The following is a 26,535-nucleotide window of genomic DNA, read 5'->3' as shown; positions in this document are numbered from 1 at the left end:
CGGGGATAGTGTTCACGTGTCCACCAAGAGTTGAGGTGGACACGAGGCTCCTATGACTCTAGCGAGTGTTCAAGATGGTCGGACTGGACGCTCACAGTGCTTCAACTATTTGCATATGTCATTCTCGAAGAGGTAGATGTCAGTCTCTGACGATGAATTCAACGGGGCGAAGGTAGGTCAGCAGGAACGCAGATCTGACCCTACATCCTGCGGCGAAAAATCTGGTGCTTTCTCATTGATTGCGAGCGCAAGGGCTGCAAGCTCAGGATCTTCACCATAGCTCGTTGGTGGTATGACAACGCCGTGCAACTGCGCACGCAAGTCGTCCCAACGACGGCGAAGTACCGACCAGTTGTGTTCGTCGTAGGTACCCTTAAAGATCACCGGCAGTATCTTGATGCGGGGCACTTCACCGCGGCGCTCTTCGGGCAGGCGCTCCGACTCCGCCAGCAAATGCTCCCAGTGACTGCCCAGTCGATCCACACGACCTATCTGCTGCTCCACAACCCCTGGGTTCCATTCGGGGTGCAACAGCACAACAGTCCTACATGCAAGGTGGAGGTTAAGGCCCTCGCGACCCACAACCGATTGCGCAACCAGGACACGCGGGAAACTATTGTGGCGATTGAAGGCCAGTTGCAGCAGCCGACGCGTGGAAGGTGGCGTCTTTCCATACATCAGTCGGGCAAAGCCGCCTTCACGACTACCGAACTCTTCATTGAGTCGCTCAACAACTCGCTTCCACAGCCTTGCCGCCTCGCGGGCGTCAAGTACGCCGTCACCATTCTCATCACCCTCGTTACGCTCAAGCGTGGCCTCGACGACATGCTTGAACTCTGTTGCCCACGACACTGGCGACTCTTCCTGCGGATCTAGCAACTCCATCAACGCCCGCGCAACGACCGGAATGTCACCGGGACACTGACGGAACGCATTGAACAGTTGAATCAGCACCCCACCATGGCGCGCGACCATGAGTCCCTGCTCCAGAAGAGCGAAGAGATTTATGCGAAGTTTGCGCCTTCGCTCGTCCACAGCCTGGTACTGAGCAGCCAACAAACCCTTGATCCCTTCTAATCCTTCATCGCAGAACAGACTCAGCTGCCGACTGGCCGCCAGCACCGCAGCTTCATCCTCTGACGGGATCAGAGCTTGTGACCAGGGGCGTTTTTCCTCCAACGCCAGCAGCATTTGCCGGGCGTTGAGCAACGATACTAGCGCCCGCATTGGTCGCGTGTAGCGGCCGAACACCAGCACTTTCTCTCCGCTGCGATGAGCAGCTTCTATCGCATGCACCGCCGCAAGGAGCCCAGGGTGCTCCATCAGCGAATCCGCGCCGTCACAGTCCCCCACACTCTCTCGCAGGACTTGCTGCCACCACTCCACGCGTTGAGACCGTTTTCGCTCCGCAACATCCGGCACCGAGCGAACGGCACTGTCAACGGCATCGCTGACTTGCTGTCTCATTTCCTCGTCCAAGGTGAGTTGCTGCTCATCCTCCTCGTCACTCAAGTGGCAACGGTCTAACAGCTCGTTAATGCCGTGACCGCTACCAAGGGTGAGGCGCAGCCGCTGCGCGCGCGCATCAAGCCCCCCGGCAGCGGTGACCGACAAGGCTTCTGCGGCACAGACAGCGCGCCGCCAGCGTAGGTCCAGATCCTCCGGACGCACGACGATGGCCGATTCCATCCGGTAGGCATGCAGTGCCTCCCCTGTCAGTGCCTGGAATCGTAGTACCGAGTCGCTTTCACGCTTATCGCGTCGCAGCAGGTAAGGACTCAAAGAAGCCTTGAATCTGACGGCTGCCCGCTCGAAGTCTTCGCGGCGATCCTCGCTGACAGGCAACTCCTGCACTTTGCGGCAGGCAGTGACATAGTCGTCGATCACCGGCCGGACCTCTTGGGGATCGACACCGATACGACCCAAGACATCGATCCACTGGCGAGCGTCCAATTCGACCGGAGTCGCAGTCAGCGCGATGCGACGCGCCGTTGGAGAAGCCAGCGTGACCTGCTCCAACAACCGCGCCAAGCCGGAAGTGTCGCCTCGACTCTTGTGGGCTTCATCGACAACGACAAGGTCAAACAGTCCTAGACCTAGGCCGACAGCGCCCTCGAGTGCACGGCGATAAACACCCTCGCGGCCATATGCGGAGGCATCGAGTACTCCGGGCCAAAGGCTTTCTTCTAACAACCGGTCCAGAAACTCTGCCAGGTAACCGCCTTCTTGATCAGCTCGCAGGCAAATATGCGTGGCCGCTTTGCGGATACGCGGGTCCCGAAGTAAAGCGTTGTCCGTAGAGTTCCGAGGCACTCGGTTGCGACGCACCTTCCGCCACTGCGCAAAAAGCGCCGGCAGCAGAGCCCATCGCCACGGCTCTGCCTTAGCTCCGAGACGCCAGTTGGTAAAAGCATGTGAGAGCAGCACCACCGATTCCTGATCCCAGGGACGCGGTTCGTTGTTGCCCCAAACATCCAGATATTGCTGAAGACTTCGCAACAGAGGGCTGCATTGAACACCTCCGGCTTCGAGTTCATCCCGCCACTGGAAGCCCAAGCCCGGTGGTACCAGGATGACGGCCCGGCCACCGGACTGTACGACTGCGCGAACCGTGGCCACAGCGATTCGAGTCTTCCCCATCCCGACCTCGTCTGCGACGATAAGGCCGTTCGATGGGAGGCGGTGCGCGACGGCACGTAAACTCCGCCGCTGCCCCTCGTCGAGCCGCCATGTGTGGCTGCCAATCGAATCGGAATCACGCGAGACCTTATGCAGCGCGTCTGCGACCGTGGGCCAGCCCTGGAACGTCATGGCATTTCCCTCAAAGAATGAAAATTGCTGACTCCCCAAGCCATAGTCACCCGATCAAGGGTTGCATCATGGCGTGCTGCGGATGCACTGCCCCGGATGCAAGCATGGCTCGGGCGCGACGCGTCGATCCGGAGCACCTTGAGCGGGTTGACACCAAAGCGCATGAACTCTGCCAGCCCTTCACTGCCAGTCGCGCGAAGTAAAACTTCTTCCAGCCTTACGCACCAGTAAGGCCAGTCAACTTCGCTCACCATCGTCTGCATTTTTGCGATTTCCTCGAGTTGGACCAACATCGTCCGAACTGGCGAGGAAGCACCCTGCTTCGCGGTGCTCAGAGCCAATTCCTGCATGTCTCCCTTTGAGTCGTCGCTATAGACAGAATCCTCATTCTCACGGTCACCGTCGCCCCCATCGTCGGCACGCGCAGGAAACGCCATCAGATGGGAGGCCAGGTCATCCAGTTCGAGAACCGGCGCCTCTCCCGCAGCCACTCGGCCGAGTTCATCGACCACTGGAACAGAAGCACGTTCAAGCCCATCATCCCAACGCAATGCGACCTGACGCGGCATTTTTCCGGACCATAGCCATCCCTCACCCTCCCGAGGGCAGGGCTCGCCTACGCCGTCAAGAACACAGAGATCCGATGGCGCTATTTCGGCCCCTGCCGGAAGCGCGAGCAAACCTTGGCTGACACCACTGGAACGCCATTGGAGAAAGGCTGCAGGACCCGCAACAAATGGTGGCGGCTTTGGCGGCATAGGCTCTCCTTTGGATGGAGGAGAGTCTTGGGAAAAGCGACCGTCCCCGTTGCGCTGCAACGGGAGAAGTGTTTCAAGAGACAGCGTGCCTGATGGCGCTGACCAGGGCAAACGCAGGAAGTCAAGGTACACGCCGACCTCAAAGTTGCCAACTCGGCCTGCACGATTCAAAAAGCCTGCAGGCGTCAGATTTCCCGAGCCAAGGTATAGCCATGCGCTCGTGCAGGCCTCTGTCCGGAAGTTGGCGCTGAAAATGAACTTGGCGTGCAAGCTACGCGACGACTCAGCACCGAAAATCAAGGATTGCGCTGGTGCTCGCACACGCCAACCGATTGCCTCGATAGCAGCTATCGACGTTGCTACGGACTGGCAAGACTTCTCGTTGACGTAGACATCTACGCTGGCTGACTGCGTGAGTAGGTCGAGCGCCTGGACCTGATGCACGATCTTGGCCAACACGGGAGGTACGCCGCCACAATCCCCTCCCTCAAAAAAACCTGAACCGAGCGCGAGAACATTTCTGCGTGCGTTACCGGCGTACTCACGCAGGTAATCTGTCAGACCGTCGAGCAACGGCTTTTCACGGTTATCTAAAATGCGTGACTTCGCTACTCCCCCGTGATCGGCGCACAAAGCGACCCATGTCGCAAGTCCCCGCACAGCCAACGATGTCTCGCAATCACGACCTGAAAGCTGCACAAGTGATTGATCGTAATGCCGACGTAGCCAGTCGAGGATCTCATTCGCTTTCACCACATCGGCGCAGCGTTGCGCCAATGTCGCATCGCCCTGCTCAAGCTCTGAGCCTTCGACGTCGAAGCTCCATGCGAGATCCACACTTTCCTCGAGCGTCTGCCGCGTCCAGTTACCGGTGGAAATGATCACCCGTAAACGCCAGCCTGCAGAACGATTTCGAAAACCTAAAAGCGCGACCTTCGCGTGCATCAACCGAAACGCATCACCGGGGGATGATCGGAGAGGTAGGTCAGCCACACCAGGCACATCAACCACAGAAATCGGCTCGTGGAACGGGTCGAGCATGATTCCCAGCACCAATTGTCCATTGCGGGCTCTGACAGTCCCAGGATTCCGGGTAAACCGCTCGGCCGCGGCGTCTAGAAATCCCGCGTCCGCAGAAAAGCCACAGACCCAACCGAACAGTCCATCGAAGTCCTCTGGTGGCTCAAACAGGCGGAGCAGTGAGGGCGCGCTCATGTGCTGCCCTCCTGAGTAGTTGGCCGTACATGCAATCTCTCATGCAACTCAAGGTTCAGCATGTAGAGGTTTTGCAGTCGAAATGACAGGCCCTTAGGCCATTCGATATCGTCAGCCCCTTGAACGCTGACTGCCCCCGCAGTGTCGCTAGGCTCATCAACCGAGTTCGACTCACGCTCTGCGTTGGACACCATGCCGCGACGAAAGGCCGGCCCTCCGGGCTGTAACAGGTTTCCAACAAGTGCCACTACACGACCATCGCGCTGACACAAGTTGCGCAATACGGTCGCAGGGTCAGCCGATGCGCAAGCACGACAGAACTCATTGGCCTCTGCATCCTCATGCCGCATGCTCAGAAATGCATCGGCCGCTTCGCGCAGCAATTCAATCTCCTCACGGACCCCTGGCACTGCGTCAGCGATCGTCATTCGCTCGGCAGGCGCATGAGAGATTCGCGCCTCGAGAGAGTCAAGCAGTTGCAGAGCGACATCGCGGGCCAGCAATAGGCGTGCGCCCGCTTCAAGGTCTTCCCAGTGGCGGTCATCTTGCACTTCGGGTGGACGTTCCAACCAACTCAGCGGCGCTCCAGGTGGCTTGGTCCGCAGGCGATCCACCCACGCCAGTGCCGAGCGCCGTCGTGCTTTTGCATTCGCCGACTCGTCTACTCCACCGGCCAGAATGCGGCAGTGGAGGTGTTCCAGCGCGATCTTCGGCAATGGAAGACAAGGAGAGAGCCCGCGAGAGACACTGCCCGTGGTAACTGAGACTTTCTCGCCGCCTACCCACTGAGACAAGTGCTCGACCATAGACCGATTCGACGGCCGAAAGCCATCCAGCGCTGCGTCGAGAAAAGCTCTTCCCTCGGCAGTCGTTTGCAACGTGTTGAAGCGCCGGTTCGAGGAAGTTGCCAGGCCGAGCGGCACCATTGCGCTACCAGAGGCCATGCGCATCGGCTGCGTCACATAGAAGCCACGGGCGCGAAATCGCGCGTACAAAGGGCCATCATCTCCATCAAAATTGCGGGGAAATTTATTTCTTCCACGCAGACGTGCGTCCGAAACCCAGTGCGAGTCTCGGTAAGCTAGCCAACAAGCCAGCGCCTCAATAGCGTTGGTGCATTCAATTTTTGGAATTGCTCGACCACGCTCGGATTGCAATTCTGCAACTCGCACCCCAAGCAGGGCCAGCATCAATTGCTTTCCAAACCAAACTCCACCTATTCCAGGTACTGCCCGCTCGTTAAAACGTCGAACGGCGCCCGCTAAACCAAGAGACCTCAGACGCTGGGATGTGCCCACACTGTCGGGTCCTAGGACTCCACAAAAAAAATGCATGATTTCCTTTGGCTCTCCAACAATTCCAAGGTGCAGCATGTCCGCAGGTGCGAAACACTACCGGACCAGACCCAGGGAAGACCGCCCGGTTTTTACGGGTTGTCACCCGGTGGTTTGCGTGTGATAGCGGAGATCTGATTCCCAAATCCCCGTAGCCACCACTCCAGCATCGCGCTATCGACAACAGTGGCTGTGATTTCGAGTTGTCCGTCCTTGCGCTCGATCACTTTTTGATCAGTGGACAGCGGAGACTCCATAAGGTGCAACCCCGCACTGCGTTCAATGCGAAAGGATAGACGCACCTTTTCGCCCTCACCGAACCCAAAGCGCCCGTCATCGTCATAGCGCTTGAGGTCAAACGTCTTGGGCCGCTCGAAGGTGAGCGTGGACACTTCGGCCGAAGCGATGCGATGCAGTGCCAGGTTGCGTTCGTTGTCAAAGCCCTGGTAACGGCAAACGAGATAAAGCCGCGATCCCTGTTGCACCAGGCCCAGCGGCATCACGTCTGCGCTGGTACGTTTGCCGCCTGCATTCTTGTATTCGATGTGCAGCCAGTGATTGCTGTACAGAGCTTCGCTCACCGCCTCAAACACACCTGGAACAATCTTGGGTGGTAGCAAAGGCTGGCTCGTCGCCACCACGCGCACTTTCCCTGGCCATTCGCGTTCCAGGCGGGCGCTGCTCTCCAGACCCAGATTGCGTCTCGCTTGACTGAAAAACGCATCCATGGACTTCATGAGCCGGGGCGGCAACAAGTTCTTCAGATGCTCCTCTGCCAATTGCAGTAGCAAAGATTCTTGGGGCGTGAGGTTGGGCACAGCCAGTGCCTTGGCCTGCTCCAGCCATCGATAGCCATAGGGCTTGCTGCTGTCGTCGCGCTCGATTTCGAAGTGCTCGCTGAGCATTTCCAGCTGACGCTGGATGGTGCGCAGTTCGCGTTCAATCCCTGCGTGCTGGAGCTGCTCGTGCAACTCGCTGGCAGTGACCTTGCGGCCACGGGGAATACGGCGCAGCAGTTCGACAGCGAGCTTGACCGTTTCGAGGGTGTCGGATCGTTTCGCCATGTCAGATCTTCAAAGACGAGTTGGAGAACGCGGCCCAAAGGCGGACCATGGCGTAAGTGTCGAGCGCGCAATACGCCAGAAGTTGTTGCTCAATCTCAGCCTTGCGTGCCGCCGAGGTTTGCGGCGAAATCGCTTCCAGAAATGCTTCCATGGCCATGCCACCATCCTGGACGCCATCAAGGTCTCCGTATTTCAGGTCCGGGCACAGCGTTGGGAGTACCGCCTTGATGCTCCAGCTCCCTTGCTGGCTTGGGTGGTAGTAGTGATCACGCGCCACCGGCAACAGATCCACGACCCGCTCATTCAGCGCCAGGAGGGCATCAGACAGACGTGGGAAACGCTGCGCCAGATCGCGGATCCGGGCCGTCTCAAACCCAGCGTTGTAGACAAAGATGGGACCACGCTCGCCGCATGCACTGATCAATGCCTCAGCAAAGGCTTTTGAGGGGTCACCGCCCGAGAGATCGAGAAAGGCCTGCTGGTCGAGCTTCCCGGTACGCGAGAGGCGATGCACGCTGAACTGAAACGGAATCTGCTGGTAGGGGCGCGTGCCTTTCCAGATCGGTACAGCGAACTGGATGGTTTCAAAATCCATGAAGAAAGCGGGCAGCTTGTGTTGGGCCAGTTCCCGCAACGCACTCTTCTTGTCGAAGTACGTCTCTCCCGTGAGCGTGACGGACTTAACGCGCCTCTGCTTCTCGTTGAGCAACGCATCCGGTACATCGCGCAGTTCGCACACACCATGGGCCTCGACATGTGCTTTCAGCCCCTTGCTCTGTGCCCCGGGCAGCCAATGCAAGGGCTGCTCTGCTTGAGGCTCCTGGCTTTGGCAATAGGAGAAGAAACCACACTCATAGGGAGCGCTGCACTGTTCGCCCGTTGAGACGCGAGGCTCCTTCTTCTTGGCAACGATCCCGTGGGACTCTTCGATCCAACTGCGAACCTCTGTCCCGCGTGAAAACGCTTCATCGGTCAGATCGTTCTCGACCAGTAGCCCACTGTAGTCACCACCGCCTGGATAGACCCATGAACTGTCGATATGAGCCAGCGCAATCCCAGCCAGGGGCACCCCGGAGGAGCGAGCCAGAAATGCTTGCACGGCTGCATCGTCCCGGTGGTAGTCTTTGACGGAGGTGGACGACTTCACCTCCACCATGCGCCAAGCCCGTTTGCCACCTCGCTTGACCGGCAGCATCACGTCGGCAAAGGCCAGTGCCCCTTCGGCGCGGAATCCCGCCTCGAAAATCGGCTGGTTCGCTTGCAGGAGCGCCTGCGTCCGCGCAAAGGCTGCCTCAAAGCCTCCCACTTTGAAATCGATCAGCGCGCCTTTGCCCTTGGGGTCATAGACCTGCCTGGCAATGTCACCAACCTGGTGGCCCACCGTGAAGCTGGCCTCGGTAGCTGAGGAGTCTTCTCGCAGTTCCGGGCGATGTACCTCCAGCCATAGCCGCTTGGGGCACTGCCGAAACGCCAGCAGCTTCGATTTGGAAAGCACACGCAAGGCCGACTCCCTCTTGTTTGAAAGAAATTCTCCCATGGGTTTGTGCTCACAAAAACCCAATGGTGCGATTCGTGCCATGTTTCACCGCGCATTCGGCTTCGAGGGCCGCAATGAGAGTGGCAGCAGATGTGATGGGCCGGAATCGGTGCTGGCGCATCACTGCCGCAAAATCGCCCAGTGTCAGAGAAACCAGTCGTGAAACCCTGGCCTGCTCCTCTGGCAGCGGTTGCTGCAGACCGAGTCCTTCGCAGTGGCGCGACAGCAGCTCCCACGCCTGGTCGGCGCGCAGAAAATTGAATTTCACCTTGAGGTCAAACCGGCGCAGGGCCGCCTGGTCCAGCCTTTCCATCAGGTTGGTCGAGGCCACAAACACCCCCGAGAAGGATTCCATCTGGGTCAGCATTTCGTTGACCTCGCTCACTTCCCAGTTGTGCTGGGCACCCCGTCGATCCTGCAGAAAGCTGTCCACCTCATCGATCAAGAGCACCGCCCCATCGTTTTGCGCTTCGCGGAAGGCTTTGGCGATGTTCTTTTCGCTCTCACCCAGCCACTTGGACTTCAGATCAGAAGCGCGTTTGACGTGCAGAGGAACGCCAAGCTGCTGAGCGAGCCATAGTCCGTAGGCGGTCTTGCCGGTGCCAGGCGGCCCGTAAAGACAAAGCCTGCCACAGCGTGCAGCGACAAGGCCTGCGGCTACAGCGGCCAGATCCACATCGGCATGAATGAAGCGTGGGTCGTACACGTCCGGCAGTCTGTTTGGATTGTGCGAGAGCAGCGGACCGTGCCCTTGGGCTTCCATGGTGCTGGAGATCAAACGCTCCAACGCAGTTGCGGTCTTTTGAGGGCCAAGGTCGTCCCGGATCAGGCGGATGACTGAACTCGCCTTTGCGACCACAGCTGGGGCAAGGGCTTCGGCCTCTGCGATGCGGGAAATCCGGTTGGCATCAAGCAGCTCACCGCAACTGCTTTGCAAAATCCGTTCACGCTGCGTCTTGGGTGGGATGGGTAACTCAAACACCATGTCAAAGCGGCGAATGAAGGCGGGATCGAGACCTCGCAGGGAGTTGGACATCCACAGTGTGGGCACCGGGTTCTCTTCCAGCATCCGGTTGATCCAGGCCTTGCGCAACTGGGCGGTGCTCTTGCTGCCGAAGAAGCTGTTTCCGTCGTTGAAAACGTCTTCCACCTCGTCAAAAGCGATCAGGGCCTGCTGCTGCGAGAAGAAACTCTGGGCTGCACGAAAGGCTCGAAGGCGGTGTTCTCCATTGATCGGGTCACCGTCGGCGTCTTCGCTGGCGACTTCGAACAGCTCATACCCCATCTCCTTGGCCAAGGCTCGCGCCAGCTGGCTTTTGCCCGTTCCCGGCGCGCCGTGCAGGAAAATGTTCACGCCTCGCCGACCAGTGGCCATGGCATTGCGCAGATAGGGACACAGGATCTCCAAGGAGGACTGGATGTGGCTGTAGTCGGCCAAGTTCAGTTGAGCGGGGTCTGCAGCAGACACGGTGCCGCGCAGCAGGCTGATAGGGTCGGCTTTGGAGGCAGCCATCAGGTCAGCAAACCCTTCAGAAAGCAGATCCAGCTTGTAGCGCAATGCGCCACGCCCCCTTCGGTCCATCATGACCAACCCCGACCTGGCAAGAATGCCGGTGGCGCTCAGCGACGCGCGAATGTCTGCCTCGGGCAGATCAAGAATGATGGACAAGGCATGAATGATCTTGACGGAAGACAGATCGCCCAGCCATTCAGACGCGTCATCAAGGAGACGCTCGTTATGAATGGACACCGTGAACTCCAACACCTTGCAGTCGATGGTGCTCAAACCCACCAGGTCGGACAGCTGATCAATGTTTTGGCTTAGAAAGGTTGACTGGCGCTCCCCAAACCGCAGCCCCTCCGCCTTCTGGTGCAGTTGGCGCAGCTCGGACTGCACGGTCTTTTGGTCGAAGTCGCGTGTTTCGGAATCGATCCAGTGACCGAGTCCGATCACTTCGGCGAGGGTATCGTTGTTGAACCCGTGTGGGTGCACAAACTGACGGTACCCCCCCAGTGGAACCAGAACGCGAAGCAGCCAAAGGCGAATGATCGGTTCAATGCTGCCTGGGTTGTATGAGATTGCCGCTCTACGTTTTGCCATGATGGTGGTCTCTCCTTATCGATGAGATCCATCATCCGGGTGGCTGCGACGTAATGTGTCGCATGCAGTGTGGGTGCAATGGCCGGGGGAGCTTACGTAGACAGCTACCCCCCGAACCTGAAATAACCGGGCCGTCAGCTCGTTGTGGGCGGCGCCAGCGCACTCCAGAGCGCCGCCACACCGGGGTGATCGGCTTCTAAAGCGTCCATGAAATGGGGCGTGCACCTCAGCCAATCGCTGAGTTCAAGTCCTCTGTTTGCGGGCAACTGGGGCGCCTCCAAAATTCCCGTGACCTGTAGCCTGTGAGGGGACTTGTGGCCCCGGATTTCGTCAGGGGATACAGCCAAGACTTCAGCCAGGACCGACCAGGCGTGGTCCTCGGAGCGCAGGGCAATGGTGGGTGGGGTAAACCGGGTGAAGCAGTAGGACCAGAGCAGCCATTTGCTTTCAGCAGGTGTCAAGTTCAAGAGACGCGCCAACGTCTGAAAATTGGACTCCAAGACCGAGGGGCCGGGTGGCGCAGAAGGCTCTAGCGCAGCCAGGCGTGCCGCCAGCTCTGTGGGCGGCATGGGTTCCTGGAGAGGCTCGCCGGTGGGGTGGCCGTTTTCATCACGAAGTAGGAACGGCGGGACATCGCCTGGAAACAGCGGGGCCTTCCCGTATCCGAGTTCACGCCAGCACATACGCTCGATATCTCTGGCTGCACACGCTAGGTCTGACCCATCAAGCAACTGCGGCAGCACACTTCCTATAAGGTGCAAAAAGCGCCCCATGTGATAACGGAGGAAGACCTTGCTATCTGAATGATCAGCACGACTGTGTCCACAGTACAGCGGCTGCAGGCGCCCTTGCTCCGAGTCGGACGACGGCGTGGAGTAGATAGTCATGAACTGCATCAACGGTGAGTAGAGGGGACGTGCACAACAGCCGGTACCGAAGCCTGACAGAGTTCTGCAACCCACCTTCTACGCGCTTGCCACAGTGCAGGCCTTGATTGTGGGAACGACAAAAAGTCTTGCGGGAGCATGGCCAGATAGATCGGCTCCCCGCAGGATCTGGGCCGAATCTCTTTTTGCACTGGCTAGAGACCGTCCGCTGGGGATATGCAAAAGGCCTCCGCAGGAGGAACCCCAGCCATGATGAGATCAACAATTTGCTCGCGGTACCAGCAAAAACTGGCATCTTGGGGAGACTACCGTAACAGTCTAAGTCATCAGCAAGTCAACCTCGACTGTTACCGTAGCCATGGTGTCCGAAGCCATGTTGCTTGGTCGTTACTTTGCACAAGTAGCTTGCACGCTGGAAAAACGCGTCTACGGATTGCGAGTCCCCGCGATAGAGCATGTACGAAGGTCTCTCCGGAAAATGAACCGACGGCATCCCTTCTTCAATGGGTAGGCTCAATGCGCTAGACCAAGCCTCGCACACTCGATTGGCCATGTTGTCGCCAGGCGAACCATAAGTGCCAAGCCAGTTGAAAGCATGACCATTCAACAGGATGACCACGTGGAAATGCACGCGCCCTCGGTCGCCCACTTCCCGTACCCAGAAGTACCTGACCTTCGTGTCATGCGCGTACACCCCTTCCTTGCTGATTACTTGTCTGTTATGCTTGATTTTAGCCTTCAGCGATTCAATAAATCTAGACATTACTTCATTCTTGAAAGCATCAGGTTTAGCATCAATCCATTCAGGCACGCGTAGGTCGCACCTAAATGCAAACACCTTAGAGTATTGCTCAAGCGCCCTGGCGATCACGCCGTTTAATGCGGCGAGATAGTCACATACGAATGGATAGTGTTGAGACACCAAGGGCATGGAGTTATATCCACCAGATAAGTGAATTCGATGATTCTTATTCACCCCATTATTGCTTTGCATATTTACACCTCGTACAACAAAATCAACTATCAACAAGACCAATGTATAAGCGGTGAACATCCAACCCCAACACCGCATGAAGCTTCATAGAGATATATACTACCAATACCTAACTATCAGACAAGAGAAAAAGCAGGCAAATCCACCCATCAGTGCCCATTTTCCCCTATTAAATCCTTACCTTATACTGTCCGATTACTCTGGAAAAATAGGATAAGGCTTAAGCCCTCGTTAGAGTTGCACGCACATGCAACCAGTTCTCCACCTCATCACTCACCCATCCAACCGAGCGCACACCCAGTTTTATCGGTTTGGGGAATTGATTGTTCTTGATGTAAAGGTAGAGTGTTGACCTGGGTAATCCAGTCAGCCTTGAAACATCGGGCAATCTTAAAATCTGCATGCTTTGCACTCCGGCGCAGTTAGTACAAAGCATCCCTGGCTACGGTATTTTTTTCATACAGCCAAGAGACACGAACGCCACTTACCAGGACGGCCATTTGCGCAAGGTGAATGCACTCATCAAGGCTTGTTGACTAGTAACAGTGCTCTATAGTTACACCTAGGTCTGGCAATAGCACGTTATCAACTATTGCCATCAAGCATCCGGTCGTACGTATCCCTTGATCACCCTAATTCCATTCGGTTGTCCGCCCCCGATAGCTAAAGTCGCTATGAACGCGACAGGGCAATATCTAGGGAACGAGATGGGCGCCCGATGATCCGTGCGAATTTTCTATGTGATTGCCAGCGATTCTGAAAAGGATGCATCGGTGAAACTACATCAATTGCCGTTTCGCCCTGTCCGGATCGGGTCTAATCAAGAGAACGCGTGCCCAGACCATGCCGCGAAACATTTGCCCCAGCACCTCTGGGTGAACACAGCTAATTCCCCTTGAACTACATCTAGATAGCTTCTAGAATCCATCAAGAAAGCCTCTAGAAAGCCTCTAGAAAGCCTCTAGAAAGCTTCTAAAGAGCCTCAAGAAGACATCTATTTTATTTTTTGCAAACCAAACTACGAGTTTTTAATAATCAATATGGCAATTAAAGATGATTACTACGGAGAAATTCCCGTTTATTCAAACTTCTCGAATACCAGATACAATTTATTTGTATTAATATACATTACACAATTCGATCCGAAATTCGCCGAAATTAACCCTGAGTTTATTGCACACGAAAAATCCACAATTATAGAATATTTAAATTTGCCAGAAAATTATAATCATAAAAAATTAATTGAAAATGCCATTAAACACAGAATAATCGAAGAGAAAGAATTTGACTGGATAAACGAAAGTAAACATCAAGCATTTTGGATTGAAAATCAATTAAAAATAAATAATTTATATTCTTTAGGCCAAATTCCACCACAACCAATAACGCATGGGAACCCATTGCCATTCGGAGCAATAACGGACAAAGATTCTGTCAAAATGATTATTCCATCAGGAATAAGAGGCAGAAAAAGAAGTATTGCAATAATCGATTACACACACTCTACCAATCGAAAACCATTTGAGCAAAATATTATCCACATCCGGCAACTGCGCAATTCATGGAATAAGCATAAAGAAAAAACAAAAAAGTTCGATTGGATAATAGATGGTAATTCAGAAAAAATTGATTTTTTATGGAAGTGGCTAAAATCAAAAGACCCGAAATACACCCTGGACAAACCCCAATTTCACGATGTCGACAGCTTATTAATAAACTTTGAGAGCGGCTACACCGAGGATGAAATAAATTACCTAATCGCAAATGCAAGACGGATCTGGAATCAAAAGCAACTGCGCGAAAAGAATAAAAATCGAAAGCAATGTAATTTTTTATTAGACGAAGAAAAAATATCAAAACTCAAAAAACTTGCCGAGAAATACAATCTATCACGCACTGAAATTATTGAAATACTCATTGACTCCGAGACCAAGCATGCCCGCTATATTTCAGAGAGAATAGATCGAAAGAACCAAATAAAGGACCCGATTTAAAATATATTGACTATCCCTAGGGTCCCTCTGCACAAATGCCTGCGCTGCGTGCCTGGACATGGGTGAAGCCCAGACAAAAAGCACATGAAGAAAGGCAGCTTGGGCCTGAGCAACACAGTCAAGCGCATGCGCAAGCGTGAATTCCTTGATGCCATGCAACTAGTGGTGCCATGGGCTGAACTAGTCTCACTGATAGAGCCCTACGCACCCGAAGGTGGACGCAGCGGCCTGGAGCCTTTTTCGGTGCAGACCCTGCTACGCATCCATCTCATGCAGCAGTGGTTCAAGCTCAGCGACCAAGCCATGGAAGAAGCCTTGCACGAAGTGCCCGCCTTTCGGGACTTTACGGGCCTATCGCACCGGGACGAGAGCATCCCCAGTGAATCGAGCATTTTGCGATTCAGGCATCGGCTGGAGCGCCACAAGTTGGCCGATCAGATCCATACCACCCTCAATGCCCTGCTGCAGGCCAAAGGGCCGCAACTCAAAGCAGGCACGATGGTGGATGCCACGCTCATTGTCGTACCCAGCTCCACCCACAACCAACGCGGCGAGCGCGACCCCGAGATGCGCCAAAGTAAGAAGGGCAACCAGTAATGGGATGGACGCCCCCACCCTGATCGGCATCGATGTGCCAAAGTGGAAGCGTTGATCAACCACTTGAAACGGAAGGGGCGTCCACCATGAAGGTTACTACCGCTGGTATCGACTTGGCCAAGAACGTGTTCCAAGTCCACGGAGTTGATGAGCATGGGAAGACCGTGCTGAAAAAGCAGCTCAAGCGCGAGCAGATGGCACTGTTCTTTGCCAACTTTCCGACGTGTTTGATCGGCATGGAGGCGTGCGGAAGCGCACATCACTGGGCCCGCAAGCTGCAGTTACTGGGTCACACGGTGCGCTTGGTTGCGCCGCAGTTCGTCAAACCGTACGTCAAGACCAACAAGAACGATGCCGCTGACGCGGAGGCAATCTGCGAGGCCGTCGGTCGGCCGAACATGCGCTTCGTGCCGGTGAAAAACGTTGAGCAACAAGCTGTGCTGGCACTACACCGCGTGCGTCAGGGGTTCATCAAAGCACGCACGGCACAGGCCAACCAGATTCGAGGCCTGCTCGCGGAGTTTGGGCTCATCGTGCCGCAGGGCATCGGCCATATCGCCGGTCGCGTTCCTGAGCTCATTGAGGATGCCAGTAACGAACTGCCTGGCTCGTTCCGAATGCTTGTCGCTCACTTGGTCGACCACCTGAAGGTGCTGGACACGCACGTTCTGGACTTGGAGGCGAAGATTAAAGCCTGGCATCGGGAGAGCGAGCTCAGCCGAAGGCTTGAGCAGATTCCAGGCATCGGGCCTGTCACGGCCAGTGCGATGGTGGCAACCATCGGTGACGCAAAGGCCTTTGAGAGCGGCAGACAGCTCGCAGCGTGGATGGGACTCGTGCCTCGCCAGCATTCAACCGGCGGCAAGGCAAAGCTGCTGGGCATCAGCAAGCGCGGCGATACCTACCTTCGAATGCTTCTGATCCACGGCGCACGGTCGGCAATTTTGGCTGCCCAGCGCAAAGCGACGAAGGAAGACAGCTGGGTGGGGAAACTGCTGCTGCGACGAAATCCCAACGTCGCTGCGGTAGCGCTTGCCAACAAAAACGCCCGTGTCGTATGGGCCTTGCTTGCGAAAGACCGAACGTATCGCGTCGAGCCCGCCACGATGGCTGCCGGCGCATAAGGCTCGGAAAAAAGTCGCCAAGACAGGAACGTTGAGGAGAAGCTGAACCACCGATTGCTCAGGCAATCACGACATGATGGCAAGACAGGTCAGACCGTGGTTGGTCAAACCCGAGAAGTACCCCGCACCTTGAGTGCACATCAGTGATGGGGATCCAACCAGCGAATTCCATCAGGGACCGCAGGCTTCGCCTGCACACGAAGTCCGGATGCATGGCTGCAATCGATACCTGCGAACCGTTGTGAACTGAAAGCTTGGCAAACCGGGGGCGTCCATGCATGGTACTTCGGCATGAAGGCCCACATTGGTGTGGATGCTGATTCAGGCCTGATGCACAGCGTGCGAGGTACCAGCGGCAATGTGAACGACGTTGTTGAAGCAAACAGTCTGCTTTATTGGCAGGAGACAGATGCCTTTGGTGACGCTGGCTACCAAGGGATGGACAGGCGGCCCAATGCCAACAAGAACTGTGCTGGCATGTGGCCATGCGCCCCGGGGTTGCGCCGGGCTCTGGACAACGACAAGCCTGTGGATGCGCTGATCGACCAACTTGAACGGACCAAGGCCAGCATCCGGGCCAGGGTTGAGCACCCGTTTCGAGTGCTCAAGCAGCAGTTTGGATATGTGAAGGTGCGCTACCGTGGGCTCAAGAAAAACACGGCTCAGATCGTCACGCTGTTTGCGCTGTCAAACCTGTGGATGGCAAGGCACAAACTGCTGGCCTGTGGGGGGCAAGTGCGACTGCAAGGGGCTTAACGCCCCTCAAAACCAGGCAATTGCCTCGCGCGGCGCCCGACGGGTGTGACTAATTAGCCAAAACGGGTACTGTTTTAGTTCTGGCGTCGCTACGGCACAGCCAGAACCGATTCGTGAAGAGCTTCCCTAGCCCACGCACAACTGATCAAGATAGTCAGCCCAACGCTGCATCATTTTCACTCGATGAGGAAGATATTGCGTTCTGTTGTACGCCCTACCATTCGCATCTTTGACTGAATGAGCTAGTTGCGCCTCGATGACCAAAGGGTCGCAATCTAAGCGCTCGGCCAACATCGTCCGTGCAGTTGCACGGAAACCATGCCATGTCTGAATCTCTGCCGTGTAGCCCATCGAGATTAAGGCAGTCCGTACTGAGTTCTCAGAAATAGGACGCGCATGGTTGCGCTCTCCCGGAAACACCATGACTCCGCGCCCTGTAAGAGGCTGTAAGTCGCGCAAAACGGCCACAGCTTGTCTAGACAATGGCACCAGATGCGGCGCCCCATGCTCCTTCCCCTCCTTCCCACGCTTCATACGCGCCGCAGGAATCGTCCACATTGCCGCTTCCAAGTCTATCTCAGCCCATGCTGCACCGCGCAACTCTCCAGGCCGCTGAAATAGCAAAGGAGCAAGTTGGAGTGCGGCACGAACGATGGTGCCTCCTCGATAGGCTTGAATGGCCCGAAGCAACTCACCCAATTTCTCAGGATCAGTTATCGCTGCAAAGTGACGCCCTCGGTAGGGCGAGAGTGCTCCTTTGAGGTCTGCCGTTATGTCGCGCCCTACCCTACCCGTGGCCACGCCATAGCGCCACACTTGGCGTGCCAGCATCAATCCCCGGTCTGCAGTCTCGACAGCACCGCGTTCTTCAACTTTTCGTAGAGTCGCGAGCAACTCTACGGGCTCGATATCGGCCAAACGGCGCTCGCCAAGCCACGGAAAAAGATCACGCTCAAACTGGCGAAGTGAGCGCTCTGCGTGCCCCTCACTCCACTGGCCCTTCTGCCTTTCATACCACTCCAACGCGACCACTTTGAAGGTATCCCCAGCGGGGTTGCTCGCCTTCAGTCGCTCCACTTTGCGTGCTTTGACCGGATCTACGCCCTCAGCCTTCTGCAACTTCGCAGCGTCACGCGCCTTACGGGCGGCAGTCAATCCGACAGATGGGTAACTGCCCAGTGCCATTCGCCCCTCTTTGCCGTTGATACGGTACTTCCAGAACCAGCGCTTGGAACCAGCGGGGCTAACTTCCAAATAAAGCCCGCCTGAATCTGAGAGCCGCTCACGCTTCAGAGTGGGGGAACAACGAGCGTTTTTGCAATGTGCATCGGTCAACATGGGGGAACATTCAGAGGTGATGAAAGCGCTCTCCCATAGGAGAATGGGGGAACAATCGCCTCAAGTCTACAATTTTTTCGCTTTGTTCCCCCTTGTGTTCCCCCACTTGGCCTTGGATGTGGTTAGACATCCTTAGACCTCACCGCATCGTAACCTATTGATTTTCCAAAGAAAAAGGGCGTTCACTGGACTTCAGTGAACGCCCTTGGACGTTATAGTGGTGGAGCTGGCGGGAATTGAACCCGCGTCCGTAAGCCTTCATCGGGCAGATCTACATGTTTAGCGGTCTGATTTGAATCTCGCTACCTGTGTCGCGCAGTCGCACGCTACACAGGCCGCCAGTACCCTATTTTCTTGCCCCAACCCAAGGTACCCGGATCAGAGCCAGCCCATGTAATTATCCTTGCAGCCGGGAGGAACTGATTACTCAGAACCCCCTTGCCCAGCCCATCGGCCAACTGTTGCAAGGCTCACTGGCAATTAAGCAGCGAGTGCGAAACGTTCGTCGTTTGCAGTTAGTTTTTTAAATCGAGATTTACGAGCGTGACTCAAGCTCGACATGCACCACACCGATTCCGAACCCACGTCGAAACCAGGACAGCCCCAGGATCTCTATTTTAGGCGGTCCCCAGCAATTGCAAGAGCTCGGACGGAGATTTAATTGCCGCGTGGGCACCCCACTCCATCGGGTTCGTCTTGGCCCCCAGATATCCGTAGGTTGCCGCAACAGTCCCCATGCCCGCAGCGAGGCCCGCCACAATGTCGCGCTCATCGTCGCCTACGTAGATGCACTGGCCGGGTTCAATTTTCAAGCGGGATGCCGCTTCTAGCAAAGGGGCAGGATGGGGTTTTGCATGGGGAGTGGTGTCTCCACTGACCACTGCCCCTGCGGTCGCAAACAATGGGATCGCACGGGTCAGGGGATCGGTAAAACGGGCCGCCTTGTTGGTGACAACACCCCATGCAAGCTTGCGCTGCAGGATCTGGGACACCAGTTCTGGCACTCCTTCAAAAATGCTGGTCTGCTCTGTCATGCGCAACTCGTAGTTCACGAAGAACTCCTCGCGCATGGTTAAAAATTCTGGATGGTCGGGCGCCATGCCAAATGCCTCACCCAACATGCCGCGGGCACCAGCCCCCGCCATAGGGCGATACCGCGCCAGTGGCAGGGATGGCAAGCCCCGGTCCGTGCGCATCTTGTCAGCAGCAGCACCTAAATCTGGGGCACTGTCAATCAGTGTTCCATCCAGATCAAACAGCACCGCGCGAATATTTTGAAACATAGCTTTCGGTGTCAGGCAGTGCGGCGGGTGGCAAATAGGTAGTTCACGCTGGTGTCGTCACTCAGCCAGTAACGCCGCGTGAGAGGGTTGTACTCCAGGCCCCTGGTGTTCTGAACATTAAGGCCCGCACCGCGACAACTGGCCGCCAGTTCGCTGGGCCGAATCATTTTGGCGTATTCGTGTGTTCCACGGGGTAGCATGTTCAAGACATATTCGGCGCCCACGATGGCCAACATAAAAGCCTTGGCGTTGCGATGAATGGTGGAAAAAAACACCCACCCGCCCGGCTTCACCAGTTCAGCGCAGGCACGCACCACAGACGCCGGGTCAGGCACGTGTTCCAGCATTTCCATGCAGGTCACCACGTCAAAACTGGCTGGCTGTTCTTTGGCAAGCGCCTCCACACTGACTTCCCGGTACTGGATGTGGGTGGTTTGGGCCTCCAGCGCATGCAACTGCGCCACTCGCAGGGCCTTGGAGGCCAGGTCAATACCGGTCACATCCGCGCCTTTTCGGGCCATGGAATCAGCCAGGATGCCACCACCGCAGCCGACGTCCAGTACGCGTTTGCCCGACAAGTTGCACTGCGCATTGATCCAATCAAGTCGCAACGGGTTGATCTGGTGCAAAGGGCGAAATTCACTTTCAGGGTCCCACCAGCGATGGGCCAACTCCGAAAACTTGGCCAGTTCGGCCGGGTCTGCATTAACAGTTTCACTCATGTCGCTGATTCTCCACGACGCAAGACAATGGATAAAACCCCAAACGCAAAAAAGCCCCGTTACCGGGGCTTTTTTGTGAAGCAATCCGAGGATTACTTGGAAGCGCGGGTACCGACCACTTCGATTTCCACGCGACGGTTCTTCGCACGGCCTTCGGCAGTCTTGTTGTCGGCGACGGGTTGCTTTTCACCCTTGCCTTCGGTGTAAACGCGGTTCTTTTCGATGCCCTTGGACACCAAGTAAGCCTTCACGGCTTCGGAACGACGCACCGACAGCTTCTGGTTGTAAGCATCGGAGCCCACGGAGTCAGTGTGACCCACGGCAATGATCACTTCCAGGTTGATGTCCTTGACCTTGGAGACCAGGTCATCCAGCTTGGCCTTGCCTTCTGGCTTCAGCACCGACTTGTCGAAGTCGAAGAATGCGTCAGCGGCGTAGGTCACCTTGGTGGCCACAGCGGGTGCTGGAGCAGCTGGGGCTGGAGCAGCGGCAGCAGGAGCTGGGGTGGCAGCTGGAGCGGCGGCAGCAGGAGCTGGAGCAGCGATAGCGCCATCGCAACCTGGGGCAGCCGTTGCAGGCGTCCAGTTGGCATTGCGCCAGCAGTATTCGTTGGTGCCGTTCTTCCAGACCAGTTGGCCAGAAGCATCTCTCCAGTTGTCAACGGTTTGTGCGCCAGCGGCGGTTGCGAGCGCTGCAGAGGCAAACAACATCGCCACTTTGTTCAGTTTCTTCATGGTTCTCCTCTTGGGGAAAAAGCCGCAGCCGCGCTGCGAATCAGGACGCTTGGAGTGACCATCACCCAAAGCGTTCAAACGATTGTGCCATACGTAACAGGGCAAAAGCGGGGGCACCCACCTGGGGCCCGTAGGACAAAACCGGAATTGCTTCGATATGTTGCGTGGTCGCTACACGGTCTTACCTCTAAAATGGTTCTCCTTCGCCGCCACCGCCGTCCCCAATGACCCAGTTTGCCAAAGAAACCCTGCCGATCAGCCTCGAAGAAGAGATGCGGCGCAGTTACCTTGATTACGCGATGAGCGTGATCGTGGGCCGGGCCCTGCCCGACGCGCGCGATGGCTTGAAGCCTGTGCACCGCCGCGTACTTTTTGCGATGCACGAGCTCAACAACGACTGGAACCGACCTTATAAAAAGTCGGCCCGTATCGTGGGCGACGTGATTGGTAAATACCACCCCCACGGTGATTCTGCTGTCTACGACACCATCGTGCGAATGGCGCAGGATTTTTCGCTGCGCCACATGCTGGTAGACGGCCAGGGAAATTTCGGCTCAGTGGATGGAGATAACGCTGCTGCAATGCGGTATACCGAAATCCGCCTGGCCAAAATCGCGCATGAAATGCTGGGCGATATCGACAAGGAAACGGTCGATTTCGGCCCCAACTATGACGGCAGCGAAAAGGAGCCGCTGGTATTGCCCAGCAAACTCCCCAATCTGCTGGTGAATGGATCGGCCGGTATTGCCGTGGGCATGGCCACCAACATCCCGCCGCACAACCTCAATGAAGTGGTGGATGCCTGCCTGCACATGCTGCGCAACCCGGATGTGTCTATCGACGAATTGATGGAGATCATCCCGGCACCTGACTTCCCCACCGCCGGCATCATCTACGGCATCAATGGCGTGAAGGACGGCTACCGCACAGGGCGCGGGCGCGTGATCATGCGTGCCAAGTGCCACTTCGAGGACATTGATCGCGGACAGCGCCAAGCGATCATCGTGGATGAGCTGCCCTACCAGGTCAACAAGAAGACGCTGCAGGAGCGCATGGCGGAGCTCGTGCACGAGAAGAAGATCGAAGGCATCAGCCACATCCAGGATGAGTCCGACAAGTCGGGCATGCGCCTGGTGATCGAACTCAAGCGCGGCGAAGTGCCCGAAGTGGTGCTCAACAACCTGTACAAGCAGACGCAGCTGCAGGACACCTTCGGCATGAACATGGTGGCGCTGATCGACGGCCAGCCCCGCCTGTGCAACCTGCGCGACTTGATCAGCGTCTTCCTGCAACACCGCCGCGAGGTTGTCACCCGCCGCACGGTGTTCGAGCTGCGCAAGGCGCGCGACCGAGGCCATGTGCTCGAAGGCCTGGCCGTGGCCCTGGCCAACATCGACGACTTCATCGCCATCATCCGCAACGCCCCCACTCCGCCGGTGGCCAAGGCCGAGCTGATGGCCCGCCCGTGGGACAGCAAGCTGGTGCGCGAGATGCTCACCCGCACGCGTGCTGACGGCGGTGTGGTCAACGCCGACGACTACCGGCCCGACGGCCTGGAAAAGGAACTTGGCATGGGCCAGGACGGCCTGTACCGTCTGTCGGAAACGCAGGCCCAGGAAATCCTGCAGATGCGTCTGCAGCGCCTGACTGGCCTGGAGCAGGACAAGATCGTGGCCGAGTACAAGGAAGTCATGGCGGTCATCGAAGACCTGCTGGACATCCTGGCGAAGCCCGAGCGCGTATCGGTCATCATCGGCGACGAACTTACCTCGATCAAGACGGAATTCGGCCAGCACAAGCTGGGTGCCCGCCGCAGCATCGTCGAATACAGCGCACAGGACCTCTCCACCGAAGACCTGATCACCCCCACCGACATGGTGGTCACGCTCAGCCACACGGGCTATATCAAGAGCCAGCCTTTGTCCGAATACCGCGCCCAAAAGCGCGGTGGGCGCGGCAAGCAGGCCACGGCGACCAAGGAAGACGACTGGATCGACCAGCTGTTCATCGCCAATACGCACGACTACATCCTGTGCTTCTCCAACCGCGGCCGCCTGTACTGGCTCAAGGTCTGGGAAGTGCCTGCTGGCTCGCGCGGCTCGCGGGGCCGCCCCATCGTCAACATGTTCCCATTGCAAGACGGCGAAAAGATCAATGTCGTGCTGCCGCTCACGGGCGACATGCGCACCTTCCCGGCAGATCGCTATGTTTTTATGGGCACCAGCATGGGCACCGTGAAGAAAACGGCGCTCGATGAATTCAGCAACCCGCGCAAGGGCGGCATCATCGCCGTCAACCTGGACGATGGCGACTACCTGATCGGCGCGGCGCTGACCGATGGCCAGCACGACGTGATGCTGTTCAGCGACGGCGGCAAGGCGGTGCGCTTCGACGAAAACGACGTGCGCCCCCTGGGTCGCCAGGCCCGCGGCGTGCGCGGCATGATGCTGGAAGATGGCCAGAGCGTGATCGCCATGCTGGTGGCTGAGGATGAAACGCAAAGCGTGCTCACCGCCACCGAGAACGGCTACGGCAAGCGCACCAGCATCGTCGAATACACCCGCCACGGCCGTGGCACCAAGGGCATGATCGCCATCCAGCAAAGCGAGCGCAACGGCAAGGTCGTGGCCGCCACCCTGGTGCATGCGGACGACGAGATCATGCTGATCACCGACAAGGGCGTGCTGGTGCGCACCCGGGTCTCCGAGATCCGGGAACTGGGCCGCGCCACGCAGGGCGTGACGCTGATCGCGCTGGACGAAGGCTCCAAGCTCAGCGGCCTGCAGCGCATTGTTGAAAACGATGCCAACGTGGCCGACCCCGAAGCTGATGGTGAAGGCACCTCCGACGGCGAAGCCCCGCCAGCCGCAGACACCCCGGAAACACCAGACGCCTGAGCCAGCCCGGCGGGTGCGGCGCCCATGGTGCCGCACCCAGTATGCTATTAAAACTGAAGCTGCTGGCGCTTACCTAATAAGCGCCAGCAGCCTTTTTGATTCAAAAAACATGACACGCCCGTACAACTTCTCGGCCGGCCCGGCCGCCATACCCACCGAAGTCCTGGAGCAGGCAGCCGCCGAGATGCTGGATTGGCATGGCAGCGGCATGGGCGTGATGGAAATGAGCCACCGGGGCAAGGAGTTCCTGTCCATCTACGAACAGGCTGAAGCTGATCTGCGTGCACTTCTGGCCGTGCCCTCGCATTTCAAGATCCTGTTCATGCAAGGCGGTGGCCTGGCCGAGAACGCCATCGTCCCGCTCAATCTCTCGCGCGCTGGCGTGGTCGATTTTGTGGTGACCGGCAGCTGGAGCCAGAAGTCGCAGAAGGAAGCTCGCAAATACGCGTCCGAAGTGAACATCGTGGCCTCCGCAGAAGACACCGGCTTCACCACCCTGCCCGACCCGGCCTCCTGGACGGTCAGCCGGGGCGCTAGCTACCTGCATCTCTGTAGCAACGAGACCATCAATGGCACCGAGTTCCACCAGCTGCCCGACCTGAAGGCGTTGGGCACCGATGCCCCCCTGGTCATTGATTTTTCGTCCCATGTCGCATCGCGGCCGGTGGACTGGTCGCGTGTCGGGCTGGCCTTTGGCGGTGCGCAGAAGAACCTCGGGCCTGCCGGCCTCACGCTGGTGATCGTGCGTGAAGACCTTCTGGGCCATGCCCTGCCCGCCTGCCCCAGTGCGTTTGACTACCGCGTGGTGGCAGAGAACCAGTCGATGTACAACACCCCCCCCACTTGGGGCATCTACGTTGCGGGCCTGACCTTCCAGTGGCTCAAGCGCCAGACCGAAGGGGCGTTGAGCGGCGTCGAAGCCATGGAGCAGCGCAACGTGGCCAAGGCCGAGCTTCTCTACGGCGCCATCGATACCTCGCAGCTGTATGTGAACAAGGTGGCGGCCAACTGCCGCTCGCGCATGAACGTCCCCTTCTTCCTGCGCGACGAAAGCCGCAATGACGCCTTCCTGGCCGGCGCCAAGGAACGCGGCCTGTTGCAACTCAAGGGCCACAAGTCCGTGGGTGGCATGCGTGCCAGCATCTACAACGCCATGCCGCTGGCGGGTGTGCAGGCGCTGGTGGACTACATGCGAGAATTTGAGCAAAAACACGCCTGAGAAGGCGTGAACGCTGGCGACACACCGGCCAAAAAACAGCCCCGCAGCAAGAAGACATTTCCCCATTCATGAACACTCCGCAAGCCTCACCCGACCTCGCCAGCCTGCGCGTGCAGATCGACTCCATCGACCAGCAACTACTGACGCTGCTGAACCAGCGGGCGCTGGTGGCCGAGCAGGTAGGCGAAGTGAAAAAGCGCGAAGGCACGCCATTCTTTCGCCCTGACCGCGTGGCGCAGGTGATCGAGAAGATCCAGACGGCCAACCCTGGCCCGCTCAAGGGGCCCCACGTGGCCGCCATCTGGCGCGAAATCATGTCCGCCTGCCTGGCGCTTGAATCGCCCCAGCGCGTGGCCGTGCTCGGCCCCGAAGGCACTTTCTGCGAGCAGGCCGCCATCGAATTCTTTGGCGGCGCGGCCGACCTGATGTACTGCGCCAACTTCGACGAGGTGTTCCACGCCACCGCGGCTGGCAGCGCCCAGTACGGCGTGGTGGGGGTAGAGAATTCCACCGAAGGCGTGGTGACCCGCTCGCTCGACCTGTTCCTGCACACCCCCACCCATGTGGTGGGTGAAGTCAGCCTGCTGGTGCGCCACAACCTGCTGCGCACCAGCAACTCGCTGGACGGCATCGAGGTGGTGCTGGCCCACCCGCAAGCGCTGGCCCAATGCCAGGCGTGGTTGACCAAGCACCTGCCGCATGCCGAGCGCCGCCCCGTATCGAGCAACGCCGAGGGTGCCCGGCTGGCAACCACCAACCCGGCCTGGGCCGGGCTGTCGAGCGAACGTGCTGCCACACAATTTGGCCTGCATATCGTCGCCCACGCCATCCAGGACGACGCGTACAACCGCACGCGTTTTGCCATCATCTGCCTGCCCCACACGCTGCAGACGCCACCGCCCTCGGGCAAGGACTGCACCAGCCTGGTCGTCTCGGTGCCCAACCAGCCCGGCGCCGTGCATGACCTGCTCGTGCCCCTCAAAACACATGGCGTGTCGATGACGCGTTTTGAATCGCGCCCCGCACGCACGGGCCAGTGGGAGTACTACTTCTACATCGACCTCGACGGCCACCCCGCCCAGCCCCACGTGGCACGGGCCCTGGAAGAATTGCGCAGTCTGTGCGCGTTCTACAAGGTCCTGGGAACCTACCCCGTGTCCTCGTAAGGAG

The 26,535-nt window shown here is 57.5% G+C and carries 18 protein-coding genes, 1 other RNA gene and 2 pseudogenes; 7 read left to right on the top strand and 14 right to left on the bottom strand.

Translation table 11 applies throughout. From position 1 onward, the window contains the following. Positions 1-177 precede the first annotated feature (177 nt). The 9 genes from ASE39_RS06920 to ASE39_RS25700 all read right to left on the bottom strand — a co-directional run bounded on the left by ASE39_RS06920 (position 178) and on the right by ASE39_RS25700 (position 13,104). Positions 178-2,811 (bottom strand): helicase-related protein, encoded by a 2,634-nt coding sequence (locus ASE39_RS06920; RefSeq protein WP_057270643.1) that lies wholly within the window; start codon positions 2,809-2,811, stop codon positions 178-180. After that, positions 2,808-4,784, bottom strand: coding sequence for a hypothetical protein (locus ASE39_RS26285; protein WP_140426706.1), 1,977 nt, complete (start codon positions 4,782-4,784; stop codon positions 2,808-2,810). Before ASE39_RS26285 ends, ASE39_RS06920 begins: the two co-directional genes overlap by 4 nt. Further along, positions 4,781-5,974 (bottom strand): hypothetical protein, encoded by a 1,194-nt coding sequence (locus tag ASE39_RS26280; RefSeq protein WP_140426705.1) that lies wholly within the window; start codon positions 5,972-5,974, stop codon positions 4,781-4,783. Before ASE39_RS26280 ends, ASE39_RS26285 begins: the two co-directional genes overlap by 4 nt. Positions 5,975-6,210: 236 nt before the next feature. Then, positions 6,211-7,182: a WYL domain-containing protein gene (locus ASE39_RS06910; RefSeq protein ID WP_057270641.1), complete on the bottom strand. Its 972-nt coding sequence runs from the start codon at positions 7,180-7,182 to the stop codon at positions 6,211-6,213. Position 7,183: 1 nt separating this feature from the next. Continuing rightward, a complete protein-coding gene (locus ASE39_RS06905) occupies positions 7,184-8,677 on the bottom strand; it encodes a DUF2779 domain-containing protein (protein ID WP_242421374.1) in 1,494 nt (497 codons plus the stop codon). A 52-nt stretch (positions 8,678-8,729) separates the two neighbouring features. Next, the gene (locus tag ASE39_RS06900; RefSeq protein WP_082615352.1) at positions 8,730-10,820 is read right to left on the bottom strand and encodes an ATP-binding protein; all 2,091 of its coding nucleotides are present in this window, start codon (positions 10,818-10,820) and stop codon (positions 8,730-8,732) included. A 134-nt stretch (positions 10,821-10,954) separates the two neighbouring features. Continuing rightward, a complete protein-coding gene (locus ASE39_RS06895) occupies positions 10,955-11,707 on the bottom strand; it encodes a hypothetical protein (protein ID WP_140426704.1) in 753 nt (250 codons plus the stop codon). Positions 11,708-12,041: 334 nt separating this feature from the next. Further along, complete coding sequence (locus ASE39_RS25705; protein WP_242421373.1) at positions 12,042-12,761, bottom strand: inovirus Gp2 family protein; 720 nt, start codon at positions 12,759-12,761, stop codon at positions 12,042-12,044. Between the two features lie 160 nt (positions 12,762-12,921). Continuing rightward, positions 12,922-13,104: an AlpA family transcriptional regulator gene (locus tag ASE39_RS25700; RefSeq protein ID WP_082615350.1), complete on the bottom strand. Its 183-nt coding sequence runs from the start codon at positions 13,102-13,104 to the stop codon at positions 12,922-12,924. Positions 13,105-13,741: 637 nt separating this feature from the next. Here ASE39_RS25700 and ASE39_RS26275 point away from each other — a divergent pair. The 4 genes and pseudogenes from ASE39_RS26275 to ASE39_RS06875 all read left to right on the top strand — a co-directional run. Continuing rightward, complete coding sequence (locus ASE39_RS26275) at positions 13,742-14,695, top strand: hypothetical protein (RefSeq protein WP_140426703.1); 954 nt, start codon at positions 13,742-13,744, stop codon at positions 14,693-14,695. A gap of 84 nt (positions 14,696-14,779) precedes the next feature. Continuing rightward, positions 14,780-15,289 (top strand): annotated as a pseudogene (locus ASE39_RS06885) (IS5 family transposase); the annotation flags it as partial. Positions 15,290-15,378: 89 nt separating this feature from the next. Next, positions 15,379-16,416: an IS110 family transposase gene (locus ASE39_RS06880; protein ID WP_057270638.1), complete on the top strand. Its 1,038-nt coding sequence runs from the start codon at positions 15,379-15,381 to the stop codon at positions 16,414-16,416. A gap of 243 nt (positions 16,417-16,659) precedes the next feature. Continuing rightward, positions 16,660-17,172, top strand: a pseudogene (locus ASE39_RS06875) (transposase); the annotation flags it as partial. A gap of 126 nt (positions 17,173-17,298) precedes the next feature. On the opposite strand, the gene ASE39_RS25695 reads toward ASE39_RS06875, so the two are convergent. From ASE39_RS25695 to ompA, 5 genes are all read right to left on the bottom strand, one after another. Further along, positions 17,299-18,510 (bottom strand): site-specific integrase, encoded by a 1,212-nt coding sequence (locus ASE39_RS25695; protein WP_082615349.1) that lies wholly within the window; start codon positions 18,508-18,510, stop codon positions 17,299-17,301. 218 nt (positions 18,511-18,728) lie between these two features. Next, positions 18,729-19,115: a transfer-messenger RNA gene (ssrA, locus tag ASE39_RS25690) on the bottom strand. 12 nt (positions 19,116-19,127) lie between these two features. Next, on the bottom strand, positions 19,128-19,793 hold the full coding sequence (locus tag ASE39_RS06870; RefSeq protein ID WP_057270637.1) for an HAD-IA family hydrolase: 666 nt from the start codon (positions 19,791-19,793) through the stop codon (positions 19,128-19,130). Between the two features lie 11 nt (positions 19,794-19,804). Next, positions 19,805-20,515: a bifunctional 2-polyprenyl-6-hydroxyphenol methylase/3-demethylubiquinol 3-O-methyltransferase UbiG gene (gene ubiG, locus ASE39_RS06865; protein WP_057270636.1), complete on the bottom strand. Its 711-nt coding sequence runs from the start codon at positions 20,513-20,515 to the stop codon at positions 19,805-19,807. A gap of 92 nt (positions 20,516-20,607) precedes the next feature. Further along, a complete protein-coding gene (gene ompA / locus ASE39_RS06860; protein WP_029414265.1) occupies positions 20,608-21,249 on the bottom strand; it encodes an outer membrane protein OmpA in 642 nt (213 codons plus the stop codon). Between the two features lie 224 nt (positions 21,250-21,473). On the opposite strand from ompA, the gene gyrA reads away from it, so the two are divergent. From gyrA to pheA, 3 genes are all read left to right on the top strand, one after another. After that, a complete protein-coding gene (gene gyrA, locus ASE39_RS06855) occupies positions 21,474-24,146 on the top strand; it encodes a DNA gyrase subunit A (RefSeq protein WP_010465743.1) in 2,673 nt (890 codons plus the stop codon). Positions 24,147-24,255: 109 nt separating this feature from the next. Beyond that, positions 24,256-25,365, top strand: coding sequence for a 3-phosphoserine/phosphohydroxythreonine transaminase (gene serC / locus ASE39_RS06850; protein ID WP_057270635.1), 1,110 nt, complete (start codon positions 24,256-24,258; stop codon positions 25,363-25,365). Positions 25,366-25,433: 68 nt separating this feature from the next. After that, positions 25,434-26,531 (top strand): prephenate dehydratase, encoded by a 1,098-nt coding sequence (gene pheA, locus ASE39_RS06845; RefSeq protein ID WP_010465745.1) that lies wholly within the window; start codon positions 25,434-25,436, stop codon positions 26,529-26,531. Positions 26,532-26,535 lie beyond the last annotated feature (4 nt).

The organism is Acidovorax sp. Root267, assembly GCF_001429215.1.
Lineage (GTDB): Bacteria > Pseudomonadota > Gammaproteobacteria > Burkholderiales > Burkholderiaceae_C > Acidovorax > Acidovorax radicis.
The sequence above is the reverse complement of the archived record's forward strand: the minus strand, read 5'-3'. Positions and strand labels throughout refer to the sequence as shown.